Origin of the sequence: Pricia sp., from assembly GCF_041745955.1 — a bacterium.
GTDB lineage: Bacteria > Bacteroidota > Bacteroidia > Flavobacteriales > Flavobacteriaceae > Pricia.
Window position 1 is genome coordinate 1 of sequence record NZ_JBGTHY010000549.1, and the last position, 23043, is coordinate 23043.

Annotated in this window: 20 protein-coding genes and 1 tRNA gene; 11 read left to right on the forward strand and 10 right to left on the reverse strand. The window is 44.5% G+C overall.

The genetic code is table 11. From position 1 onward, the window contains the following. Positions 1 to 103: 103 nt before the first annotated feature. The gene (locus ACEW8S_RS19645; RefSeq protein ID WP_373519806.1) at positions 104 to 259 is read right to left on the reverse strand and encodes a lmo0937 family membrane protein; all 156 of its coding nucleotides are present in this window, start codon (positions 257 to 259) and stop codon (positions 104 to 106) included. A gap of 385 nt (positions 260 to 644) precedes the next feature. Between ACEW8S_RS19645 and ACEW8S_RS19650 the strand changes: the two genes are divergently transcribed. Beyond that, positions 645 to 1088 carry a response regulator gene (locus ACEW8S_RS19650; protein WP_373519807.1) on the forward strand — a complete coding sequence of 148 codons (444 nt, stop codon included), beginning with the start codon at positions 645 to 647 and terminating at the stop codon, positions 1086 to 1088. An 8-nt stretch (positions 1089 to 1096) separates the two neighbouring features. After that, complete coding sequence (locus tag ACEW8S_RS19655; RefSeq protein ID WP_373519808.1) at positions 1097 to 3499, forward strand: PAS domain S-box protein; 2403 nt, start codon at positions 1097 to 1099, stop codon at positions 3497 to 3499. Positions 3500 to 3696: 197 nt separating this feature from the next. Here the strand turns inward: ACEW8S_RS19655 and ACEW8S_RS19660 are convergent, their stop codons facing one another. Together ACEW8S_RS19660 and ACEW8S_RS19665 are read right to left on the reverse strand one after the other, a co-directional pair. Then, positions 3697 to 4065 carry a hypothetical protein gene (locus ACEW8S_RS19660; RefSeq protein WP_373519809.1) on the reverse strand — a complete coding sequence of 123 codons (369 nt, stop codon included), beginning with the start codon at positions 4063 to 4065 and terminating at the stop codon, positions 3697 to 3699. 194 nt (positions 4066 to 4259) lie between these two features. Continuing rightward, positions 4260 to 5483 (reverse strand): glycoside hydrolase family 18 protein, encoded by a 1224-nt coding sequence (locus ACEW8S_RS19665; RefSeq protein ID WP_373519810.1) that lies wholly within the window; start codon positions 5481 to 5483, stop codon positions 4260 to 4262. 207 nt (positions 5484 to 5690) lie between these two features. On the opposite strand from ACEW8S_RS19665, the gene ACEW8S_RS19670 reads away from it, so the two are divergent. The 5 genes from ACEW8S_RS19670 to ACEW8S_RS19690 all read left to right on the forward strand — a co-directional run bounded on the left by ACEW8S_RS19670 (position 5691) and on the right by ACEW8S_RS19690 (position 9635). Beyond that, positions 5691 to 5777: transfer RNA gene (locus ACEW8S_RS19670), tRNA-Leu, on the forward strand. A gap of 121 nt (positions 5778 to 5898) precedes the next feature. Further along, complete coding sequence (locus ACEW8S_RS19675; RefSeq protein ID WP_373519811.1) at positions 5899 to 6798, forward strand: MerR family transcriptional regulator; 900 nt, start codon at positions 5899 to 5901, stop codon at positions 6796 to 6798. A gap of 29 nt (positions 6799 to 6827) precedes the next feature. Further along, complete coding sequence (locus ACEW8S_RS19680; RefSeq protein WP_373519812.1) at positions 6828 to 8297, forward strand: phytoene desaturase family protein; 1470 nt, start codon at positions 6828 to 6830, stop codon at positions 8295 to 8297. 2 nt (positions 8298 to 8299) lie between these two features. Further along, positions 8300 to 9139: a phytoene/squalene synthase family protein gene (locus ACEW8S_RS19685; RefSeq protein ID WP_373519813.1), complete on the forward strand. Its 840-nt coding sequence runs from the start codon at positions 8300 to 8302 to the stop codon at positions 9137 to 9139. A gap of 46 nt (positions 9140 to 9185) precedes the next feature. Continuing rightward, a complete protein-coding gene (locus ACEW8S_RS19690; RefSeq protein WP_373519814.1) occupies positions 9186 to 9635 on the forward strand; it encodes a sterol desaturase family protein in 450 nt (149 codons plus the stop codon). 4 nt (positions 9636 to 9639) lie between these two features. On the opposite strand, the gene ACEW8S_RS19695 is transcribed toward ACEW8S_RS19690, so the two are convergent. The 6 genes from ACEW8S_RS19695 to ACEW8S_RS19720 form a co-directional block, all read right to left on the reverse strand. Next, the gene (locus ACEW8S_RS19695; protein WP_373519815.1) at positions 9640 to 10203 is read right to left on the reverse strand and encodes a TlpA family protein disulfide reductase; all 564 of its coding nucleotides are present in this window, start codon (positions 10201 to 10203) and stop codon (positions 9640 to 9642) included. 38 nt (positions 10204 to 10241) lie between these two features. Beyond that, a complete protein-coding gene (locus ACEW8S_RS19700; protein ID WP_373519816.1) occupies positions 10242 to 10796 on the reverse strand; it encodes a TlpA family protein disulfide reductase in 555 nt (184 codons plus the stop codon). A 63-nt stretch (positions 10797 to 10859) separates the two neighbouring features. Beyond that, on the reverse strand, positions 10860 to 13127 hold the full coding sequence (locus ACEW8S_RS19705; RefSeq protein WP_373519817.1) for an aconitate hydratase: 2268 nt from the start codon (positions 13125 to 13127) through the stop codon (positions 10860 to 10862). A gap of 97 nt (positions 13128 to 13224) precedes the next feature. Further along, positions 13225 to 14178: an AAA family ATPase gene (locus ACEW8S_RS19710; RefSeq protein ID WP_373519818.1), complete on the reverse strand. Its 954-nt coding sequence runs from the start codon at positions 14176 to 14178 to the stop codon at positions 13225 to 13227. Positions 14179 to 14182: 4 nt separating this feature from the next. Next, positions 14183 to 15634: a peptidylprolyl isomerase gene (locus ACEW8S_RS19715; protein ID WP_373519831.1), complete on the reverse strand. Its 1452-nt coding sequence runs from the start codon at positions 15632 to 15634 to the stop codon at positions 14183 to 14185. Further along, on the reverse strand, positions 15627 to 16532 hold the full coding sequence (locus tag ACEW8S_RS19720) for a peptidyl-prolyl cis-trans isomerase (protein WP_373519819.1): 906 nt from the start codon (positions 16530 to 16532) through the stop codon (positions 15627 to 15629). Before ACEW8S_RS19720 ends, ACEW8S_RS19715 begins: the two co-directional genes overlap by 8 nt. A 270-nt stretch (positions 16533 to 16802) precedes the next feature. On the opposite strand from ACEW8S_RS19720, the gene ACEW8S_RS19725 reads away from it, so the two are divergent. The 4 genes from ACEW8S_RS19725 to ACEW8S_RS19740 all read left to right on the forward strand — a co-directional run bounded on the left by ACEW8S_RS19725 (position 16803) and on the right by ACEW8S_RS19740 (position 20662). After that, positions 16803 to 17045: a hypothetical protein gene (locus ACEW8S_RS19725; protein ID WP_373519820.1), complete on the forward strand. Its 243-nt coding sequence runs from the start codon at positions 16803 to 16805 to the stop codon at positions 17043 to 17045. A 119-nt stretch (positions 17046 to 17164) separates the two neighbouring features. Next, entirely contained in the window at positions 17165 to 18301 is a 1137-nt protein-coding gene (locus ACEW8S_RS19730; RefSeq protein ID WP_373519821.1) for a serine hydrolase, read from the forward strand. A 100-nt stretch (positions 18302 to 18401) separates the two neighbouring features. Further along, positions 18402 to 19136 carry a 23S rRNA pseudouridine(2604) synthase RluF gene (rluF, locus tag ACEW8S_RS19735; protein WP_373519822.1) on the forward strand — a complete coding sequence of 245 codons (735 nt, stop codon included), beginning with the start codon at positions 18402 to 18404 and terminating at the stop codon, positions 19134 to 19136. Positions 19137 to 19363: 227 nt separating this feature from the next. Beyond that, positions 19364 to 20662, forward strand: a complete 1299-nt coding sequence (locus tag ACEW8S_RS19740; RefSeq protein ID WP_373519823.1) for a carboxypeptidase-like regulatory domain-containing protein — start codon at positions 19364 to 19366, stop codon at positions 20660 to 20662. Between the two features lie 89 nt (positions 20663 to 20751). On the opposite strand, the gene recQ is transcribed toward ACEW8S_RS19740, so the two are convergent. Then, positions 20752 to 22962, reverse strand: a complete 2211-nt coding sequence (recQ, locus tag ACEW8S_RS19745) for a DNA helicase RecQ (protein ID WP_373519824.1) — start codon at positions 22960 to 22962, stop codon at positions 20752 to 20754. Positions 22963 to 23043: the final 81 nt, after the last annotated feature.

Genomic DNA, 23043 nt, shown 5'->3' on the forward strand with positions numbered 1-23043 from the left:
GAATTACGGCCAGGGATATTCCGCCGCCCAAAAGGGCGCGCTTGGTAAACTTACTGACTTTCATCCTTCATAATCATTGTCGGGCCGCCCCGGTGTACTCCAATCAAACCTTTCTGCCGGTCACTAGTTTGTAAATTACCAATATTACGGCAACGACTAGAATAAGGTGGATGATCCCCCCCACGTCGGGAAATGCCATAAAGCCGACCAGCCAGCCGATTACCAAGATTACTACGATGATCCATACAATGTCTCTCATGATTTTTGAATTAGGTGTTTGAATATCTCTCGAATATAATTCATTTAATGATTCAAAGATGATCCAAGGGTATGTATTTGGGTAATATTGTTAAAATAATACGGTAAAGCGTTAATATGCGCAGTATTAGGACGGGGCTAAAATTACTATCCCGGCGAATACGGAATCAAACTAAACGACATAAAAACTGTCCTAGGCGATTTCTTATTTACCGGTGGCGGTCATAATTACCCTAAAATTAAATACTCTCTTGTCCGATTCTTGATCTACTACTGAAGAATTTTGGCCCTAACCATTTTAGGTTGGATTTTTTTCATTTTTTAATCAGCACATGGCCGCTTGGTTTTTTTTATAAACACTCCTATTAATGCATTATATTTACCTAATGAACAATACAAACCTACACATTCTTCTAGTTGACGACGACGAAGATGACCGCATGTTCTTTGAAGAAGCTCTAGAAGATCTTAATCTCAAATCCCGATTTGAACATGTTGAAAATGGATTGGAGGCTATAGAACTACTCAAGGATAAGGACAAACTCCCCGATATAGTCTTCCTTGATCTGAACATGCCTATCTTATCCGGGAGGGAATGCCTTCAACGGATACGCGCCAACGATGATCTAAAAAATTTAAAGGTCGTGATCTATTCCACATCGTTCGACCCGGTTACCGTTGAACAGCTCTATCAAAATGGGGCGAACCGGTACATCCGCAAACCCGGTGCGTTCAAAGAACTGAAACAAACGATATCGGATGCGATACTTTCTTTAGAGAGGGAAGACAAAAAACCTATCCCAAAAAAGTATTTTGTCATAAATCCCTGAGAATTAACATGATAGAAAACGACAATCTTTATTTCCTTCAGGGAGGACAGGAAATGGGAAGACTTTTGCGGGAAAATAATTGGGAAGCCACTCCTTTAGGGCCGGCTACCCATTGGCCACAGAGCCTTCGTACCACCTTGGACAACATGTTGCACTCGCCTTTCCCTATGTTTCTTTTTTGGGGCGATGAACATATCTGTTTCTACAACGATGCGTACAGACCAAGTTTGGGTATCAACGGAAAACATCCCTCGATTTTAGGACAAAGGGCACAAGAGGCGTGGCCGGAAATTTGGGACGATATAAGCCCTATGATAAATCAGGTAATGACCAATGGCGATCCGGTATGGAGCGAGAACCGATTGCTGCCCATATTTCGAAACGGGCAAATGGAAGATGTGTATTGGACTTTCGGCTACAGCCCTGTAAGGAACGGATCTGGCAAGCCGAATGGTGTGTTGGTTGTGTGTACAGAGACCACGGAAGCTGTTAAGACTACTGAAAAGTTAGTGGAAAGTGAGCAGCGTTTCAGAACGATGGCCGAAGCAACGTCCCTGATGATTTCCCTAGACGATGAAAAGGGAAAGGCAATTTATTTTAACGAGGCCTGGTCAAAGTTTACCGGAAAAAAAATGGACCATTTTCTTGAAGAAGGATGGTCTGAACTCATACATCCCGAAGACCGCCCTTCGATTATCGCCACCTTCAAAGAAAACCTCGAGCAACGGAAAAAGTGGGAGGCAGAATGCCGGTTGCTGAACGGAAACGGTAAATACCGATGGATCTCAACCTATGTTTCCCCGAGGTTCAGCCCTGATGGGTCTTTTGCGGGATTCGTGAGTTCCGCCTTCGACAACCATGAACGCAAGGTTCTTGAGCAGGAGGCGACCAAATTCCGTTTCATGGCCAATACATCAAGTGATCCTTTCATCTTAATGTGTAAAGACGGTTCGTTCGAATACCTAAACACAGCGGCACTCGAAAAATGGGGATATGACGAAAAAGAAGCCGAAGCACTCAAGGTGACCGATGTTGATTCAATCTTCGATCAAAAAAAGTTCGAGAAACTTTTCGCACGAGCGCAGAAGACCGATATACCGGCTTTCGAGACCCTTCATAGATCTAAGGATGGGAAAGAGTTTCCGGTCGAGGTGAACGTTAGCGGTTTTAGACTCAACGATGAGCCGCTTATGTTTGGGATAGCCCGTGATATATCGGAACGTAAAAAAGCGGAGAACGATTTAAAGGAAAGCGAGTCCCGGTTTCGAGAGCTTGCCGACCAATCGCCAATGTGGATCTGGATAACGGACGCAGAGGTGAAAGTCGAATACGCCAACCGCGACCTACTCGATTATATCGGTATTCATGAGATTACCGACTTTACCGGACAGGTATGGGAAGACATCGTACATCCTGAAGACATCGGAAGAGTCTACGAAGGCTTCGGCCAAGCAGTGGAAAAGCGTACTGGGTTTTCCTTGGACTATCGTGTCCGAAAGGCTTCAACCGGTATTTACGAATGGTTCACGGTCAAGGGGGTACCCAGATTCGAGGGAAAGAAACTGACCGGTTTTATAGGTACGGGCATGAACGTGCATCGGGAGAAGACCTTCTCGGAACAATTGAGAAAAGAGGTCGGGCTACGTACAAAAGAACTTGCCGATGCCAATACAGAACTGGAGAAATCGAACAAAGAGCTACAGTCCTTCGCCTATATCTCCAGCCACGACCTACAGGAGCCGCTTCGTAAAATACAGACTTTTTGCTCTCTGTTGTTGGATAACGAATATGAACGTCTCTCCGAAAAAGGAAAAAATCAGTTCGCAAGAATGGAATCGGCCGCAAAGAGGATGCAGGTGTTGATCAACGACCTACTCGCTTATTCCCGCCTTGAAATGGAGGATCGCAAGTTTGAGACCATGGACCTTTCCCAAATTTTAGAAAAAGTAAAGGCGGATCTTTCAGATGAAATAGAACAAAAAGGTGCTACGGTCGAGTTGGCGAATTCCATGAAAGTAAATGTTGTACATTTTCAGTTCCGACAGCTACTCTACAATTTGATTTCGAACTCCCTAAAATATTCGAGTGACGATCGACCACCGGTTATACGTATTGACAGCAGCGTGGTCAATTCATCACAGCTGCCGGACAACGAAACATTATTGGCAAAGGAATATATCAGAATTAGGGTTACCGACAATGGAATCGGTTTCGACAACGCATATGCCGAAAAGATTTTCGAAGTCTTTCAACGCCTGCATGGTCGGAAAAAGTACAGAGGCACAGGTGTCGGCCTTGCGATAGTCAAGAAAATAGCCGAAAACCATAATGGATTCATTAAGGCAATGGGAGTGCCGGGCAAGGGAGCATCGTTTGATATTTTGCTTCCGAAAAATTATACTTCAGCGTAGTTCTATACCTTTTGATTCAGTCAAAAAAACCTGTTTGATGCAAAAAAACCGATATCTTAATAACCGTGATACGATTACCGGGAAGCAAATCAGCTTGAACAGGATGGTGCCAATCAATATCTGCCGATCCGACCTCTTTTAAAAAAGCCGTTCGGCTAAGAACGGCTTTAAACTATCAAAACTGTAGATGAATAAAATTATCTACTACAGTTGGCTCCCCAAACCTTGCCCTCTTTAGAGTAAGCAATTTCTACGGTGCTTTCATTGATGTTAATTGCACCGTCAGTACTGACCAAGGTGTTTTGGTTTTTTTCCATTTCTATATCCGTCAGACTTGGAATATCATTTGAAAAGTTGAAAGTATACGAATTCCCTACTTTCACAACCGTAACCTGACCATCATCTGTGGCTGTATTAGTACCATTCTCAGGGTCGGAGTAGCTCACAGACCCCTGATATTGACCTACGAACAGATTATCGTCGGATGGATCGTTATCGTTATCGCAAGATACGGCCAAGGCTACAACAAAAAACAACATTCCTAAAATTTTCATGGACTTTTTCATAATCGTTTAAATTTAAATTAGGGCCAAACTTAGGTTTTCAAATAGAGGTCTTAAAGCTAATTATGAAAAATTTATAATGAACGAATCGATGGGTGCAATAATAAATTGAATTGGACACAAAGAGCCCTTAATTGAAGGTATGATAAGGTTCGGTGGAGAAATATACGTTTCGATGTAAGGGCTTCGTACTACCTTCACTTTTTTGCGGCCCTATAAATGGCATCAAGCAGACTTCCCTCTTCCTTGGTTTCGTTCCCCAGTTCCCAGAACATAATCCCGCCCAGTCCTTTTGCCATAGCATATTCGGTTTTTTTCGCTACCGAGACCGTATCATCATAGGAAACCATTAAACTGTCTTCGGAATTATACATAAAAGGCGCGTTGGCTTTCTCATCCCAATAGCGCTGAAAACCGGGGTCGCGTTCATACGATTTTCGAATTTGATAATAGGCGATCCACCCAATATGGATTCCACCGCTTTTCTGGTACAATCCGTTGTTTTCCGGTGGCACACCTTTCCAGACCCTGCCGTAGAAGGCGGCCCCGATTACGATCTGTTTGGGAGCAACACCTTCCTTGATCAGGAAGTCCACAATTTTTTGTGTCGAACGCGGATGGGCATCGGGATTGGTACCGGTGCGATATAGGCTATCCAGATAATCATGAAAAGGTGTACCCGGGATATCTTCACTACGGACTTCCCCTAAAGGCGTATGATGTCCTGTATATTCTGACACCCCGGATACCTGATCATAGGTCATTACGTTAGTGTAATCCGCATATTTCATTACCTCGTTCACTTCGATGTGGTCGTAGTAACGTTTCCATCCGGCCGAAGCGAAGGTCAAGACTTTGGGCGCTTTAAATGTATTCAGCATCCCGCGTAGGCCTTTCATCAGGGCTGTGAAATTTTGGGTATCCTCTTTACGTGCCTTGGTACCGGCCCCAGATATTCCCGGATACTCCCAGTCCATATCCATTCCGTCGAGCCGATATTTTTTTATAAATTCCGAAGCGCTGTAGATAAATTTTGCACGGCCTTCTTCGGTCAGTGCCATATCTGAAAATCCATCTGCGCCCCAGCCCCCACAGGCGATCATTACTTTTAGTTCGGGGTTGCGTTTCTTTTGTTTGACTAGTGCCTCCAGCTTTGGCCCCGCTACTTCCGGCTCTCTAAATTTCATTTCCCCGTCAATCACATGGGCAAAAGAGTAGATGATATGGGTAAGATTTTCGACAGGTATATCTTCCGGCCCGAAATTACGCTCCGGCACGTAATAGGCCATGATTACCGGTCCAGGTGAAGATTCAGCTTGTTGGAATTCTTCAGTGCGTTTCTTTGGTTGTGGTGAACAGCCTAGAATAAAAATCAGGATCAAGAGATGGGATATAATTACGTTTTTTCCAGTCCATTTCATTTTTTTTTAGTTTTGAAAGATTATTCCGGTCAAGAGGTATATACTCAATTTAAAATCATTTTAAGATAGTCAATACTACACTTATTTTTTTAAGGTAGCGCGAGAAAAACTATATTTCAAGCATCTACGGATGGAAGTGTCGGAGAAAAAATAAAAATACATTTTTTGATACAACAAACCACACTATATTTGCACCCTAAATTATATGCGCACGTGGCGGAATTGGTAGACGCGCCAGCTTGAGGGGCTGGTGGCCATTAGGTTGTGGAAGTTCGAGTCTTCTCGTGCGCACCAAAAGCCAAGCAATCTTGCTTGGCTTTTTCTTTTCAAAAACGGAAACTTATGTAGAAATTTAAGGCAAAGTTGTACTTGCCCCTATTAAATCGTAAATTTGTTTAATGTTTGAACATTATTAATGAACAATCATAAGAAGTCTTTTAGCATCCGGGATTTGGAGAATCTATCGGGAATCAAGGCACATACCATCCGAATATGGGAAAAACGGTATAATCTGCTATCCCCCGAAAGAACGCGCACCAACATCCGCTCTTATAGCGTTACTAGTTTACAGAAACTATTGAACGTCACCCTGCTCTACAACGGTGGTTATAAAATTTCGAAAATCGCCAAAATTCCAGAAAAGAATATTCCCCTATTGGTACGCGAGATAATTGCCGATTCTAAATCTAAAAACCACTCGATCAGCGCCTTCAAGCTTGCCATGATCAATTTTGACCAATCCCTTTTCACCAAAACCTACAATGGGCTTTTGACAGATCGTTCCTTCGGGGAAATTTTCCGTGATATTTTCATTCCCCTACTCAAAGAACTGGGTATGCTATGGCAAACGGATACCATCAGTGCCGCACACGAACACTTCATCAGTTGTTTGATCAAGCAAAAAATAGTGATAAACACCGAAAAGCTGCAACACATTGAACCGGTCAACAAAGACAAGATATTCGTTCCTTTTCTTCCCGAGAACGAAATACATGATATCGGGTTACTGTACCTTAACTATGAAATCGTTTTAAGGGGATATAAATCCATCTACCTTGGCCAGACCGTTCCTATGGAGAATTTGGTCGACACCATGAAGTACTTCGACAATCTGCATTTTGTTTCGTATCTCACTGTAGTGCCGACTAAGGATAAAATTAATGGGTATATCAAAGATTTTGCAACTATGACAAAGGGATACACTAACCCTAACCTTTGGCTCTTAGGGCGTCAGACCCAACATATAGTCGAAAAAACACTCCCTGATTTCGTGAAAATCTTTACTTCTATGGATCAGGTTATCGAAAGACTTTAACCTCTTCAAATAAGAACTGGAAACAATAAATGCACTATAAAATTTCCATTATCGGTTCGGGGTTTTCATCTTTGGCGGCATCTTGCTACCTTTCCAAGGCAGGCCATGAGGTGACTATATATGAAAAGAACACTACGGTCGGTGGAAGGGCACGGCAGTTGAAGAAAGATGGTTTTACCTTTGATATGGGCCCCAGTTGGTACTGGATGCCCGATATTTTTGATAGGTTTTTTGGGGATTTCGGAAAAAAGACTTCGGACTACTATCAACTGGATAAGCTCGATCCCGCCTACAAAATTTTCTTTTCCGACGATACGATAACCATTGGTGACTCCATGGAAAAAATCTGTGCTGAATTCGAGCGCATCGAACCGGGAAGTGCGGTTCATCTAAAGAAATTCATTGCCGAGGCCCAAGACAATTACGACATTGCCATCAATAAAGTGGTCTTGCGCCCCGGCCTCTCCCCGTTCGAACTCGTCACGCCCGAGACGGCCATGCGGGTCGATCGGTTCTTCAAGACCATCAGCGGTCAGGTACGAAAGAAATTCAAAAATCCTAAACTGATATCCACCCTGGAGTTTCCAGTGCTTTTTTTGGGTGCCAAACCCAGTAAGACGCCTTCCTTTTACAGTTTTATGAACTTTGCCGATTTCGGACTCGGCACCTGGCATCCTAAAGGCGGTATGTACGAAATCATCAAAGCGATGAAGGCCTTGGCGGTTAGCTTAGGGGTAATCATACACACCGATAGTCCCGTGGAAAAAATCCTTGTGGAAAACAAAAAAGCGACAGGTATTTCGGTCAAGGGAAAACACATTACCTCCGATATTGTACTAAGTGGCGCCGATTACCACCATTCGGAAACACTTATCGACGAAGAATATCGACAATATTCGGAAGCCTATTGGGCAAGCCGCACCTTTGCGCCTTCAGCACTACTCTTTTATGTGGGATTTGATAAAAAACTGAAAAATATAGAACATCACAACCTATTTTTTGATACGGATTTTGAAAAGCATGCGCAAGAAATTTACGATGTCCCACAATGGCCTGCCGATCCGCTTTTCTATGCCAATTTTCCTTCGGTGACCGATAACGATATGGCACCTGATAACTGCGAAACGGCATTTTTTCTTGTCCCCATCGCTCCCGGACTGTCCGACACCCCGGAACTTAGGGCGCGGTATTTCGATATTATAATGGACAGATTTGAGGATATCACTGCGCAGCATGTGAGAAATAACATTATATTTAAGGAGTCTTTCTGCGTGAACGACTTTATCGAGCAGTACAACTCGTACAACGGAAACGCCTACGGATTGGCGAATACCCTATCGCAAACTGCCTTTTTAAGACCAAAACTGAAGAGCGGTACGATAAAAAACCTGTTCTTCACGGGGCAGTTGACCGTGCCGGGACCTGGAGTACCACCGGCTTTAATCTCGGGAAAATTAGTAGCCGACCTGATTCTGAAAAAAGTTAAAACGAACCCCTAGCTATGAAAGCCACATTCGATCAAGTTTCATACCAGTGCAGCAAAATGGTTACCGAATCGTACAGCACTTCGTTTGCCCTGGCCACGAGAATGCTCGCCACCTCGATACGCTCGGATATTTATAATATCTATGGCTTTGTTCGCTTTGCCGATGAAATCGTAGATACCTTTCACGACTACGACAAAGAAGTACTCTTCGATAGGTTCGAAGCCAGTCTGAAGGAGGCCTTGGAAGACAAAATCAGTTTAAACCCCATCTTGAACGCCTTTCAGCACACCTATCACAAATATGACATATCGTATGATCTCGTAGCAGCGTTCTTGAATAGTATGCGGATGGATCTGCACAAGACCATCTATCGTACCGAACAAGAATTCAGGGACTACGTTTACGGCTCGGCCGATGTAGTGGGACTCATGTGCCTAAAGGTTTTTGTTAAAGGGGATGAAAAAAAGTACGACGCTCTAAAGGAAAGTGCTATGGCTCTTGGCTCCGCTTTTCAAAAAGTGAATTTTTTAAGGGACCTCAAAGCCGATTTTGAAGACCTGAACCGTAGTTATTTCCCCAATACCGATTTAACGAAACTAGACGAAATATCGAAAACCCGGATCGTGAACGAAATCAAGGCCGATTTTGCATTAGGCTATTCGGGCATTTTAAAACTGCCCAACGATGCTAAATTCGGTGTGTATACGGCGTACAAATATTATCATAAGCTGCTTAGGAAGCTGCAGAATACCCCTCCCCTGGAAATTAAAAGCGCCCGTATTCGCGTTCCCGATTATCAAAAATTCGGGGTCTTGGCCAGATCGTATGTCAAATTTAAATTGAGATTGGTATAATCGGTCGGTGGTCAAAACAAGTAGTAATCAATAATTACATGGAGTAATGAAGACAGTAGTATGGATATTGATTTTTTTGGGAACTTTTTCGTTCATGGAATTCATGGCCTGGTTTACCCATAAATATATAATGCACGGCTTCTTATGGAGCTTGCACAAAGACCATCATAAAAAGGACCATGATTCATGGTTCGAGCGTAATGACGCTTTTTTTATTTTTTATGCGGTGGTCAGTATGGTACTTTTTTATTTAGGCGCCCAGACCGATTTTTGGTACGGTTGGCCATTAGGTTTTGGCATTCTCGCTTACGGAATCGCCTACTTTTTGGTACACGATATTTTTATACACCAGCGTTTTAAGCTGCTCCGGAATGCAAACAATTGGTATGCCAAGGGGGTACGAAGGGCCCATAAAATGCACCACAAGCATTTGGGTAAAAATGACGGGGAATGCTTCGGCATGCTTTTCGTACCCTTTAAGTATTTTAAGAAGTAATCCGTTATTCCGCCAACAACCTATCCAACATGGCCCGTACTTCAGAACCATTCCAATCCGCAGCTCCGGTTTCTGCACGGGCAATTTTTCCCGATTTATCCAAGATATAGGTCGTAGGCATTGATTTAGATGCGATTTCCTCGGGGATATCGGCTGTATCGGTGAAATATATGGGTAGCGTATACTTCTTTTTTTGAAGGAAAGCATCCACCTTGGCCCTATCTTCCTGTGTGACCAATAAGAATCGGACCTGGTCACCGTAATCATCATACAGGTTTTGAATATCCGGCATTTCCTTCAAACAAGGGCCGCACCAAGTCGCCCAAAAGTTCAGGAAGACCACTTTTCCCTTGGCTTCGGTAAAACCATGTGGATTTCCATCGGTATCGGTCAACTGCCAACCATACGCCTCCTCGGAAATCTGCCGGTCCGTTTTAAGGGCCACGGCATTTTTAGACCATAGCCTGCCTGCATATCCCCTTAATTTTGGACCTAGCGGCGTAAAAAAGTAAACCCCTAGCCCGATTAGAAATACAAGCAGAAAAAGGGATACTAATGGGCGTTTCATAATTTTTGAATCTCGGATATACAAATGATTGCGGTGTTCTATTTCAAAACCAGACTGTCCAAAAGTTGGGTGACCTCTTCGTTATACCAGTCCTTTATTTCGTTCGATTTCACTACGATACTTCCCGTTTTATCGATGAGATACGCTCCTGAAGGGTCTGGAATTTCAAGCGGCGATGGTTCATCCATACTACGAAAGGTAATTGGAAACGAATAGTCCGTTTTTTCCATAAACTCCTCCACAGGAAAACGTTCTTCGTTGGTGACAATATAGAAATCGACCTTCTCGGAAAAGTCGTTATAAAGCTTTTGGATGTCATGAAGTTCCGCTGCACTCGGGGTATGCCAAGTAGCCCAAAAATCGACGAACGCCACTTTTCCCTTAGATCTTTCAAAATTAAAAGAGTCCCCATCGGCATCCCTTAACTGCCAATCGTAACCGGATAGCCGTTCTTGATTTTCCTCAGGAATGATATCGGGCGTGGATGCAAACGAACGCATCAACCAACTTTTTGCCAAATCGCCCAAGGGGGTCAGGAAAAAAGAGAGTACAAACACAATGAAGGCAAGCGTAGCTAAGGTTTTTCGTTTCATTGGCTCAAAACTAAAAAACTCCCTAAAATTAAAGGGAGTTCTTTTATTATTTACAACCCAAAATTAAGCTGCGTTCTCTCTTTTAATGACATTGAGTGCCGAACCTTCGCTGAACCAGCCGATCTGTGCGGCGTTATAGGTGTGGTTTGCCTTGATAGTGTCTTTGCTTCCATCGGCATGGACCACTTCGATGGTCAATGGTTTATCTGGAGCGAAATCCGCAATATCGATAAAATTAAAGGTGTCGTCTTCCTGTATCAGATCATACTCCTTTTCGTTGGCGAAGGTCAGGCCTAACATACCCTGTTTCTTCAAATTCGTCTCGTGGATACGGGCGAAGGACTTCACCAATACGGCGGCAACGCCCAAGAAACGGGGCTGCATGGCCGCATGTTCCCGCGACGATCCCTCGCCGTAGTTATGGTCGCCCACAACTATGGTTTTAATGCCCTTTGCTTTATAGGCTCTTTGTACGTCAGGCACACCGCCATATTCGCCTGTCAATTGGTTCTTGACAAAATTGGTCTTTTTATTGAAGGCATTGACCGCTCCAATTAACGTATTGTTGGCGATATTGTCTAAATGGCCACGGAAACGCAACCAAGGTCCGGCCATTGAGATATGGTCCGTAGTACATTTACCAAAGGCCTTGATCAATAATTTTACACCTTGCAGTTCGTCGGGGGTAATCGGTTCGAAAGGATCTAAAAGCTGCAGGCGTTCGGAATCTTTGGCCACTTTGACCGCTACACTCGTGCCATCTTCACGGGGTGCCAGATATCCGGCGTCCTCGACTTCGAAGCCTTTTGGGGGCAATTCAATGCCCATCGGCTCGTCTAACATCACTTCTTCGCCATCTTCGTTGATCAGCGTATCGTTCATGGGGTCGAAATCCAACTTTCCGGAAATCGCTATCGCCGCCACCATTTCTGGCGAACCTACAAAAGCGTGGGTATTGGGATTTCCATCGGCCCTTTTGGAGAAATTTCGGTTAAAGGAGTGTACAATGGTATTTTTTTCGTCGCCTTTCATATCGCTTCTGTCCCACTGCCCGATGCACGGACCACAGGCATTGGTAAAGATGGTCGCGCCCAGATCTTCAAAAATCTGCAGCAGGCCATCGCGCTCGGCGGTAAAGCGAATCTGCTCCGAACCGGGATTGATCCCAAAATCGGATTTCGGCTTTATTTTCTTGGTAATTGCCTGTTTGGCTATGGATGCCGCACGCGTAAGATCTTCATAGGAGGAATTGGTACAAGATCCGATCAAGCCCCAATCGACATTGATGGGCCAATCGTTTTCCCTGGCCTTAATGCCCAATTGACCTACGGGCGTCGCCAAATCTGGAGTAAACGGACCGTTTAGGTGGGGTCTCAATTCATCTAAATTGATTTCGATAAGTTCGTCAAAGTAGTTGGAGGGATTCTCGTATACTTCGGCGTCGGCAGTAAGATGTTCGCGTATTTTATTGGCTTCATCGGCCACCTCGCTCCTTTCGGTCGCCCGAAGATACCGCTCCATGGAATCGTCATAGCCGAAAGTGGACGTCGTGGCACCAACCTCGGCCCCCATGTTGCAGATGGTTCCTTTTCCTGTACAGGATAGATTTTTGGCACCTTCGCCGAAATATTCGATTATCGCTCCGGTACCCCCTTTTACAGTAAGGATTCCCGCTACCTTTAAGATAACATCTTTGGCGGAAGTCCACCCTGAAATGTTGCCCGTTAGCTTAACGCCGATCAACTTGGGGAATTTCAATTCCCAAGCCATTCCGGCCATCACATCAACGGCATCGGCGCCACCGACACCGATGGCGACCATGCCCAAGCCGCCGGCATTAACGGTATGTGAGTCGGTACCGATCATCATCCCTCCGGGAAACGCGTAGTTTTCCAAAACTACTTGGTGAATAATACCTGCTCCAGGTTTCCAAAATCCGATACCGTATTTGTTGGAAACGGATTCCAAGAAATCAAAAACTTCGGCACTGGTACTGTTAGCGGATTTCAAATCGGCCGCGGCACCACTCTTGGCCTGTATCAGGTGATCACAATGTACCGTAGTAGGCACGGCCACTTGGGGCTTGCCGGCCTGCATAAACTGTAAAAGCGCCATTTGCGCCGTAGCATCTTGACAGGCGATACGATCGGGGGCAAAATCGACATAATCCTTGGCACGGGTAAAGGCCTTGGTGGGGTTACCATCCCACAAATGGGAGTATAATATTTTCTCCGAAAGGGTCAAGGGTTTGCCGGTCACTTCGCGTGCCTTGTCCACCCGTTCGGCCATCTTGGCGTATACCCCTTTGATCATGTCTATGTCGAATGCCATTATCGTGTATTTTTAAGCTGGTTTTACAATCCCACAAAATTACTAAAAAAGCACTAGGATTTTGAGGATTTCTGGGGATTTTTAGGATACATAGACCCTACAACAACCTCCCAATAATATCCTCCTCGGAAATACCCTCGGCCTCGGCCTTGTAGTTTTTGATGATCCGGTGCCGTAAGATACCCATGGCGACGGCTTTAACATCTTCTATATCGGGAGAGAACTTTCCATGGATAGCCGCGTTTGCTTTAGCGCCTAAAATCAAATTCTGGGAGGCACGGGGCCCTGCGCCCCAATCGATAAATTGTTTGACAAAATCGGATGCCGAATCTAGATTGGGCCTGGTACTGTTGACCAGTTTTACGGCATATTCAACGACATTGTCGGGTACGGGAATACGGCGTACCAAATGTTGGACCTCTAAAATTTCCTGGGCGTTGAAAAGGGCGTTTACCGATATTTCGATGTCGGAAGTCGTACTCTTGACCACTTGCATCTCTTCGGCTACCGATGGATATTTGAGTTCAATCGCGAACATAAAACGGTCGAGCTGTGCTTCCGGCAAAGGGTAGGTTCCCTCCTGCTCTATCGGGTTCTGGGTGGCCAGTACGAAATAGGGCAGTTGGAGTTTATGCTGCTGCCCGGCAATGGTCACCGATCGCTCTTGCATGGCTTCGAGCAAGGCCGCCTGGGTTTTCGGAGGGGTACGGTTGATTTCATCGGCCAAGATGATATTGGCGAAAATCGGGCCTTTGATGAACTTGAAATTCCGGTTTTGGTCCAGCACCTCACTGCCCAGAATATCGCTGGGCATCAAATCAGGAGTAAATTGTATGCGTTTGAAGTCGAGGCCTAAGGTCTGGGCGATGGTATTGACCATTAAGGTCTTTGCCAAACCCGGGACACCGATAAGCAGGGAGTGCCCACCCGTATAGATGCTCAAAAGAATTTGGTCGATGACCACAGTCTGCCCTATGATCACCTTGGCAATTTCTGCCTTAAGGGCGTTGTGTTTTTCTACCAGTTTGTTGATTGCGGCTACGTCTGACATGCCCTTACTCCTTTACCCAATCGTTGGCGAAATCACAGCCTCTATTGCTCTCGCTTACGCTGACATAGGTATCCGATATGTATTTATCCATCCATTTCTTGATGGCTTTATACTGTTTTTCGGTTTTGGCCAATTCTTGGATCTTGGTATAATCTTTGGCAAAATCGGCCGTATGTTCGTCATAACGGTTCGTTACTTTCAATAGCTTATATTTCGGACCGCCGCCTCTGGGGTCATTTTCTATAAGAGGATAGGAGATTTCGTCGTCCTTTAGACTACGGACTTGATTGTAAAGCGCCGGGTCCATCTTGGTCAATTCAAAGCGGGAATCGTAGTTGATGGGATTCCGTAAAAGTCCGCCATCGAACTTGGTCTCTTTTTCATCGGAAAAATTAAGGGCCGCCTCGGCGAAGGTATACTTCCCGTCCATGATATGTTGCCTGATGGTATCGAGTTCTTTCTTCACCTCGGCCAATGCGGTTTGCGAGACTTCAGGCTGCATCAGAATATGACGTACATCCCGTTCTTGTCCCCTGATTTTTTCCAAGAAAATGATATGATATCCAGCAACTGTTTCTATAGGCTCTGAAATTTCACCTTGCTTTAGGCTAAAGACAGCATCTTTCCATTCTTTAAAGAATCCCGATTCTCGCGTGACATTTTCTATTAAACCGCCATTAGGCTTAGATCCCGGATCCTCGGAATACAAAATAGCCTTTACGCTGAAACTAGAATCATTATCCAACACGTCGGCCCTGATCTTATTAAGTCTGTCAACAGTCTTTTGCTTTTCCTCCTCCGTCGGTTTAGGAGCCTTTACAATCTGGGCTATTTCCATTTCAGCCCCAAAAACGGGGCGTTCATCTTCGGGAATATTGTTGTAGAACTGTCGTACCTCTTCGGGCGTAATCTCGATTTTCTCTACAATGCTCGTCTGCATTTTTTCGGAAAGCATACGCAATTTGTTGATTTTATTGATATCCTCGCGCAGGCTGGCCTCATCCTCTTTCCTGTAGAATTTTAACAATTTTTCCATGGAACCCGTCTGCTGTACGAACGACTGAATCTGTCGCTCGGTGGTCGCGGATACCTCATCGTCGGAAACCAAAAGGCTATCCTGTACTGCCTGATGCGCATAAAGACGGTCTTCCATCAGTTTTCCTAGGAGTCCGCATCGGGTAACCTCCTCGGTGGACACGCCCTGACTTTTAAGATCTATCAGGGTCTTTTCGATGTCGGAATCCAATATTACATAATCGCCCACAACTGCGGCGATACCATCCAATTTTATTTTCTTGAAATTCCTTGTAGTATCCCTTTTAACGTCAAGGCTTGCCTCTAAAACAGGTTCGTTCTGTTCAGGTTCGATCTGGGTGTCGGGCAATTCGCCGGTCTGCTGGGCGAATGTTACCCCATACACACATAACATCCCAAAAAATGACCACATCCTATTCATCTTCATACCTTTTATTATTTTTATCCGTTTCATATATCTCAAATTCTTTTTTTTTGATTGCCTCATCTATAACTTCGGTTTCCAGTTTACGTATAAAGTCCAGTTTCCTCCGACTTAAAAGTACCTGTTCAATGGTAGGTTCGATAAAGGATAGCGGCGCGATATCGTCCACGGGCCTCACATCGAGGATCTTGGCCAAATATACCCCGTTATCGTCCTCTAAATTTAGGAATTGTGATTTCTTTAGTTGTTTATCCACGTTTTCGAAAGTCAACGGCGGAATTTCATCGATGATTCGGGAGGCTGTTATCCATATCGAGTCGTTGAAACTCGTTTTTCGAAACTGAACGCTGATGGAGTCGAGTACAATACGGTCTTTTTCCCCGAAATTCTTTAGCCGTTCGGCCACTTCCACCTTGTTCAAAAAATCTTTGGGAAGGGCTACGAACCTCAGCTTTACCAACATTTCCTTCAAACGGAAATTCTCCTTTTCCTTTTCGTAAAAACTTTCGATCTGTGCCTTGCTAACGGTCGAATCGTTCACCTGCTGTACCAAGGCCTCCTTGTACGCGCGAGTGTACAGATCGGTGCGATAATCGGCCACTAGGGCATCGTAATCCGCCAGTTTATCTTCGGGCAGGTTGATTTTTGCCTTATCGAGAAGCAGTTGTTTTGACGCCCAATTGTTGATGTAATTGGTCACAAAAGAAGCACTATCCTCTTTGGACAGGTTTTTGCCCATAAGCGCTATTACATCCGCTGTGTACAGGTATTTTTCGCCGACCCTCGCCAAAGCCTTGGGCTGTTCTTTTCTCCAGATGGAGTCACAGGCTCCCAAAAGTACCATCGCAAAAAGACAGCACCATATATATTTATGGGAAGGCGTTACTGGTTTCATTGCGCAAAAATAACAAAAGCCTAACGCTGCGCAAGCATACCTTATTATTACTTAACAGAATTTTGGGGGCGGGCGGGGATTATTCGTTAATTTCGTTGACGCTTCAGCATTGGAAATTGTAGGGGATCGATGTTCGATGACGGATGACCGATGGCACGTTGTTTAGACCCATGTCAATAGGATGCCGCATGCTCGAAAAAAGCTTTTTCTGAATTTTTAAAGGTATAAATCTGTCCGACCGTCCGACGGGGGGGCCCATAAACTTTTTTAATGGCAAAAAAAATAAAACTGATTTGGGACTTTCGAGGTCCCGCGGCCGCTAAGACCGCCGAACATCACGAAAAGCATCTTAAGGAATATATCGCCATCGAAGAAACGGCCTTGAACATTACCGGCCATCACGACGTCAGCGATATGCTCAGTTTTGCCTTTATGGTCGTCGCGGAAAATGAGATGATCGCTGTTCGGGATGCCCTAAAACCGCATCGTGGGGAGATTTATGAGGGCGCTTAGGGGCAAATTGAAGCTTACAGGTTCGATGACGTAGGGAAAATTGAACTTAAATTTTCCTGCCCGTCAGATAGAAGGTTTCAAAACGCTTACCGCTGTCCCTTAAAATTCAATATACTACAATGAACATTCGCATAGTCTCATTCCTCATTATAAGTGCGACCCTATTTTCGTGTTCGGTACAAAAACCGAAAAGAAACCCATTGGAAAATGCGCTGGCCTCCCAAAATCCGAAGATCAAAGGGGTAATGGATAGCGTGGCGCAGTACGAGGTGCAGATCCGGTATACCCAAATCGACCGAAAAAAGGATAGTGTCATTTTCACGGACTATGATTTTCAGGTCGATGCGGATACCTATTTTTATCCGGCCAGCACGGTGAAATTCCCCATAGCGATGCTAGCCCTTGAAAAATTGAACGGTACTGCCGATCTTGACCGAGACACCCGCTTCTACGTGGAAGGGGATTCCGTAGAAACCACTTTTGCCGAAGCGATTTCGCAAATATTTGCCGTAAGCGACAACGACGCCAACAATCGGTTGGTGGAGTTCTTAGGCCAAGATGCCATAAATTTGGGACTGGAAGAAAAGGGTATCAGGCCCGTTCGGATTGCCCATCGATTGGGGCAACATTCCGACGACCTGACCACGAAACCCTTGATTATCTACCAAAACGACAGCACGACCACAATTTTAGAGGGCATCTTTAACACAGCTCCACAATCCCTTGATTTAAAAGGAATTAAAAAAGGTTCTGGATTTTACGAAGAAGACTCCCTTATCGCAGCACCTTTCGATTTCAGCCTTAAAAACCGGTATCCCATCCAAGCCCAGCACGAGCTCTTAAAAAGGGTCATTTTTCCCCTAAACTTTGCATCCGAAGAACGCTTTCAATTAAGTGAAGAACAACGGGAATTTCTCTTGACCGCCATGCATACCGTACCCCGAAAGGTTGGATATGATGCGGATGAATACTATGACGGCTACTGCAAATTTTTTATGTTCGGGGATACCAAGAAAAACATCCCATCAAATATCAAAATATACAACAAAGTAGGTTTCGCCTACGGCACGTTAACCGATTGCGCTTATATCACCGACACCCAAAATGAGGTGGAATTTATGCTGACCGCCACGATTTTGGTAAATAAAAACGGTATCTTTAATGATGATTCCTATGAATACGATGAAGTCGGTATTCCCTTTTTGGCGGAGTTGGGGAGGCAATTATATGGCTACGAACTGAATCGAAAAAAATGAAGGGTCTTGTGGGAGAACCTAACGAATTCAGATAGGGAAGAACCACTATTGAGATACATCCATAATTCCCTTAACTTAGCACTTTTAAAAAATAAAATAAGTGCCGGACCCCAAACAGACCCGAATCAACAAATACCTCAGCGAGGTCGGCTACTGCTCCCGACGCGCGGCCGACAAACTCATTGAACAAGGGCGGGTTACCATCAACGGCCAAGTACCGGAAATGGGTACGAAAATTACCGATGACGACGAGGTCAGGGTCGACGGTAAACGAATTACCGAGCCCCAAGAAAAACCGGTGTATTTGGCCTTTAATAAACCCATTGGCATCGTCTGCACTACGGATACAAGGGTGGAAAAAGACAATATCATCGATTTTATCAATTATCCGAAACGCATTTTCCCCATCGGGCGGTTGGATAAGCCTAGCGAAGGCCTAATCTTTCTTACCGATGATGGTGACATCGTAAATAAGATCTTACGTTCCCGAAATGGCCACGAAAAGGAGTATCTCGTAACGGTCGACCGACCGATTAGCGAGGACTTTCTGCAAAAAATGCGCAATGGCGTTCCTATTTTAGATACCCTTACCAAAAAATGTGAGGTGGCCCAGATTGGTAACCGGGAATTCAAAATTATCCTTACCCAAGGCCTTAACCGACAGATCCGCCGTATGTGCGAGCATCTCGACTATCGTGTAAAACACCTTAAACGCATACGTATCATGAACGTTACGTTGGATGTTCCCGTTGGCAAATGGCGGGATTTGACCGAAGCGGAACTCGTTGAAATCAATCGTTTGACGGCTTCCTCGGACAAAATCCACAAAAAGTAAAAACCAATCTGTAGGTAGTTGACTTACCAAAAACATCTCAATTTTTCAAAGTATACTGTGGTGTTTACGCCTTCAAAACCCTATACGATAATTTTAACTTTTTTAACGTTCTATCTCGTTTAAAATCATTAACTTAGATTACCCATAATAAAGTGGGTCACCAAGTATTCCTCATGATACGGAAAACAATTGAAATCTCAACAAAATCCTGGCTTGCGGCATGCATCATGCTGTCGTTAATCCTGGTACCGGGAACGCAATCCGCATATGCCTTTTTTCAGGATATGGGACAGGAGCAACAAGACCAAAGCTTTAAACAGTTCAAGGGCGAGGTAACGGGCGAAGACTCAAATAAGTCCTTGGTCTTTGCAACCGTAGCCATTGAGGGTACGAACGTCAGTACCATAACGAACGCCGATGGTGAATTTTCGCTCAAGGTGCCCAACGATATTCTCGACGATGTCAATGAGTCCAATGTATTGGTATCTTTTCTAGGATATCGCACCAAGGCCATACCCTTAATCCAATTCGATGAAAACGGAAATAACAAAATAGAATTGAGTGTTTCAATTACGGAACTACCGGAAGTGAACGTCGAGGTGCCCAAAGACGCAGAGGCTCTTGTAAGGGAAACTTTAAAGCGAAAAGGCGAAAACTATTTTGACGATTCGACCCTTATGACCGCCTTCTACCGGGAAACCATCAGAAAAAGAAGGAAAAATGTGTCACTGTCCGAAGCCGTGGTCAATATTTACAAAACGCCCTACAACTCCCTTAAAAAAGATGGGGTAAAGCTCTACAAAGCCCGTAAAAGCACCGATTACGACAAATTGGATACCCTAGCCCTAAAATTACAGGGAGGGCCTTTCAACGCTCTGTTCGTCGACGTAATGAAGTATCCGGAGTATATTTTTACAGATGAGACCCTAGAAAATTACAACTTCAGTTTTGACCGCTCGACAAGGGTAAATGACCGACTGATCTATGTAGTCGATTTTAAGCAGCTTGAATCGATTTTAGACCCTCTTTACCAGGGTAAACTCTATATCGATGCCCAAAACAAAATCCTTACCAGCGCGATCTTTTCGTTGAACATTACCGATAAGGATATTGCATCGCGCATGTTCGTACGTAAAAAGCCGGCTAACGCAAGGGTATGGCCTACCGAAGTGGCCTACCGTGTAGATTACAGGGAAAAGGACGGTAAATGGTACTACGGATACAGCAATGTTCTCATGGAATTCAAGATCAATTGGGACAAGCGGCTTTTCAATTCCGTTTACAGTATGACCTGTGAAATGGCGGTAACGGATTGGGAGAAAAATATGGCCGCCGATTTCCCTAAATCAAGGGACAGGATTAAATCGTCAATTATTTTGGCCGACGAAGCCATTGGGTTTGCGGATCCCGATTTTTGGGGCGAGTACAATATTATAGAACCGGATAAATCTATCGAATCGGCCATCGAAAAGATACAGCGTCAATTAAAAAGGACTGGTGATAATGGTGGTACTTCCGCCAGATGAGATGAGTCTTAAGTCAAGCTAAAATTATTTTAAGGAATTAAAATCGGCCGTTAGAGAGAATATTTATGGGCAGTCGGTTGTAAAAAAAATCAGTTCGCCACCTCACTTATAAACTTCAATCGATAAAGTCGCAGCTCATCATCTTCGTAATCGCCGTCGAATTCTTCCATGGCTTCGTCGATATCGTCGGTTTCCGCTTCTAGGAAGTAATCGTGGATTTCTTCCTGTTGGTCCTCGTCCAAGACCTCGTTGATCCAATAATTAAGGTTCAATTTGGTGCCGCTGTATACAATCTGTTCCATTTCCTGTATCAGCTCGGGTATTTTAAGTCCCTTTGAAGAAGCTATATCCGTAAGCGGAAGTTTCCGGTCCACATTTTGGATAATATAAAGTTTTAAACCGGAATTCGCTCCTGTACTTTTGACCACCAGGTCATCGGGGCGAATAATATCGTATTCCTCAACGTAGTTGGCAATGAACTCGATAAAAGGTCTTCCATATTTTTTGGCCTTCCCTTCCCCTACCCCATGTATATTGGTCAATTCTTCGTGAGTGATCGGGTATTTCATCGCCATATCGTCTAAAGAAGGGTCCTGAAAGATTACGAAAGGGGGTACGCCCAGTTTCTTCGCCTGGCCCTTGCGAAGGTCTTTCAGCTGTTTCAATAATTTTTCATCGGTGACCCCCGCCTTAACGTTACTTATTATATCATTGACTTTCTCCTCACTATAGGTATGGTCTTTCGTCATCATAAAAGACACAGGTTTCTTTAAAAAGGATTTCCCTTTCTCGGTAACATGCAGAATTCCATACTGTTCGATTTCCTTTTTGAGAAGGCCGGCTACGAGCACCTGGCGTATCAACGCCATCCAATAACTTTTGTCCTTATCCGCGCCGATACCGAAAACGGACTTCTCATCCGCCTTATGCGATGAGACCAGGGCATTCACTTTTCCGGTGAGGGTTTTTACGATTTCTTTGGACTTGAACTTTTCGCTTGTCGCCTTTACCGATCGTATGAGTTTTATGACATCGTCTTTGGCTTCTTGCTTTTCCTTGGGATTTTGGATGTTATCGTCCATTTCCGCCCCATCGCCATTTACTTCATCAAATTCCTCACCGAAATAATGCAGCATGAATTTTATACGGCTCATCGAGGTTTCGGCATAGGCGACTACTTCCTGAAGCAGGGCATTACCGATTTCCTGTTCCGCCACGGGTTTGTTGGATATGAACTTTTCCAACTTTTCGATATCCTTATAGGCATAAAATGCCAAACAATGCCCTTCGCCACCATCCCTTCCGGCACGACCGGTCTCCTGATAATAGCTCTCGATACTTTTCGGGATGTCGTTATGGATGACGAATCGCACATCGGGCTTATCGATACCCATTCCGAAAGCGATGGTGGCAATGACCACATCGACATCCTCCATCAAGAACATATCCTGATATTTAGATCGTGTCTTGGCATCGAAACCGGCGTGATAGGGCACCGCGCTCACCCCATTTACCTGTAAAATTTGGGCCAACTGCTCCACACGCTTTCTGCTTAGGCAGTAAATAATACCCGATTTGCCCGCATTCTTTTTGACAAACCGAATAATATCGGAATCGACATCGGCGGTCTTCGGGCGAACCTCATAATATAGGTTGGGCCGATTGAAGGATGCTTTGAACGTTTTTGCCCCGGGTATTCCCAAATTCTTGAGAATATCTTCCTGTACTTTCGGGGTAGCCGTAGCGGTGAGCGCAATTATGGGCATGCTTGAATTCAACCGATCTACTATGGACCGAAGATTACGATATTCGGGCCTAAAGTCATGGCCCCATTCCGATATACAGTGGGCTTCGTCGATAGCTGTGAACGAGAGTTTTACCGATTTCAAAAAATCGACATAATCGTCCTTTGTCAATGATTCGGGGGCTACATAGAGCAGTTTGGTAAAGCCGTCGCTAACATCCTGCTTTACTTGTTTCACCTCACTTTTGGTGAGGGAGGAGTTTAGTACATGGGCGATACCATGATGGGAGGAAATTCCGCGAATGGCATCGACCTGATTTTTCATAAGGGCGATCAAGGGCGATACAACGATTGCCGTACCTTCCTGTATCAGGGCCGGAAGTTGATAGCATAAGGATTTTCCACCGCCCGTGGGCATGATGGCAAAGGTATTGTTGCCCTGAACGATGTTTGTAATCACATCTTCTTGCAGACCTTTGAAATCGGAAAAACCAAAATATTTTTTAAGGGAGGCGTGTAAATCCGTCTTGTTCAACGGAATATTTTCATTTGTCATTGTTATTACTAATAGTCAAGGGATTAAGTTACGTATTTTTGGTTGGGCGACCTACGACTTGTTTATAATTTATTTTCTTTG

Coding starts and splice junctions, on each gene's coding strand:
- ACEW8S_RS19645 (WP_373519806.1), bottom strand. CDS start 259: ATGAGAGACATTGTATGGATCATCGTAGTAATCTTGGTAATCGGCTGG.
- ACEW8S_RS19650 (WP_373519807.1), top strand. CDS start 645: ATGAACAATACAAACCTACACATTCTTCTAGTTGACGACGACGAAGAT.
- ACEW8S_RS19655 (WP_373519808.1), top strand. CDS start 1,097: ATGATAGAAAACGACAATCTTTATTTCCTTCAGGGAGGACAGGAAATG.
- ACEW8S_RS19660 (WP_373519809.1), bottom strand. CDS start 4,065: ATGAAAAAGTCCATGAAAATTTTAGGAATGTTGTTTTTTGTTGTAGCC.
- ACEW8S_RS19665 (WP_373519810.1), bottom strand. CDS start 5,483: ATGAAATGGACTGGAAAAAACGTAATTATATCCCATCTCTTGATCCTG.
- ACEW8S_RS19675 (WP_373519811.1), top strand. CDS start 5,899: ATGAACAATCATAAGAAGTCTTTTAGCATCCGGGATTTGGAGAATCTA.
- ACEW8S_RS19680 (WP_373519812.1), top strand. CDS start 6,828: ATGCACTATAAAATTTCCATTATCGGTTCGGGGTTTTCATCTTTGGCG.
- ACEW8S_RS19685 (WP_373519813.1), top strand. CDS start 8,300: ATGAAAGCCACATTCGATCAAGTTTCATACCAGTGCAGCAAAATGGTT.
- ACEW8S_RS19690 (WP_373519814.1), top strand. CDS start 9,186: ATGAAGACAGTAGTATGGATATTGATTTTTTTGGGAACTTTTTCGTTC.
- ACEW8S_RS19695 (WP_373519815.1), bottom strand. CDS start 10,203: ATGAAACGCCCATTAGTATCCCTTTTTCTGCTTGTATTTCTAATCGGG.
- ACEW8S_RS19700 (WP_373519816.1), bottom strand. CDS start 10,796: ATGAAACGAAAAACCTTAGCTACGCTTGCCTTCATTGTGTTTGTACTC.
- ACEW8S_RS19705 (WP_373519817.1), bottom strand. CDS start 13,127: ATGGCATTCGACATAGACATGATCAAAGGGGTATACGCCAAGATGGCC.
- ACEW8S_RS19710 (WP_373519818.1), bottom strand. CDS start 14,178: ATGTCAGACGTAGCCGCAATCAACAAACTGGTAGAAAAACACAACGCC.
- ACEW8S_RS19715 (WP_373519831.1), bottom strand. CDS start 15,634: ATGAATAGGATGTGGTCATTTTTTGGGATGTTATGTGTGTATGGGGTA.
- ACEW8S_RS19720 (WP_373519819.1), bottom strand. CDS start 16,532: ATGAAACCAGTAACGCCTTCCCATAAATATATATGGTGCTGTCTTTTT.
- ACEW8S_RS19725 (WP_373519820.1), top strand. CDS start 16,803: ATGGCAAAAAAAATAAAACTGATTTGGGACTTTCGAGGTCCCGCGGCC.
- ACEW8S_RS19730 (WP_373519821.1), top strand. CDS start 17,165: ATGAACATTCGCATAGTCTCATTCCTCATTATAAGTGCGACCCTATTT.
- ACEW8S_RS19740 (WP_373519823.1), top strand. CDS start 19,364: ATGCTGTCGTTAATCCTGGTACCGGGAACGCAATCCGCATATGCCTTT.
- recQ (WP_373519824.1), bottom strand. CDS start 22,962: ATGACAAATGAAAATATTCCGTTGAACAAGACGGATTTACACGCCTCC.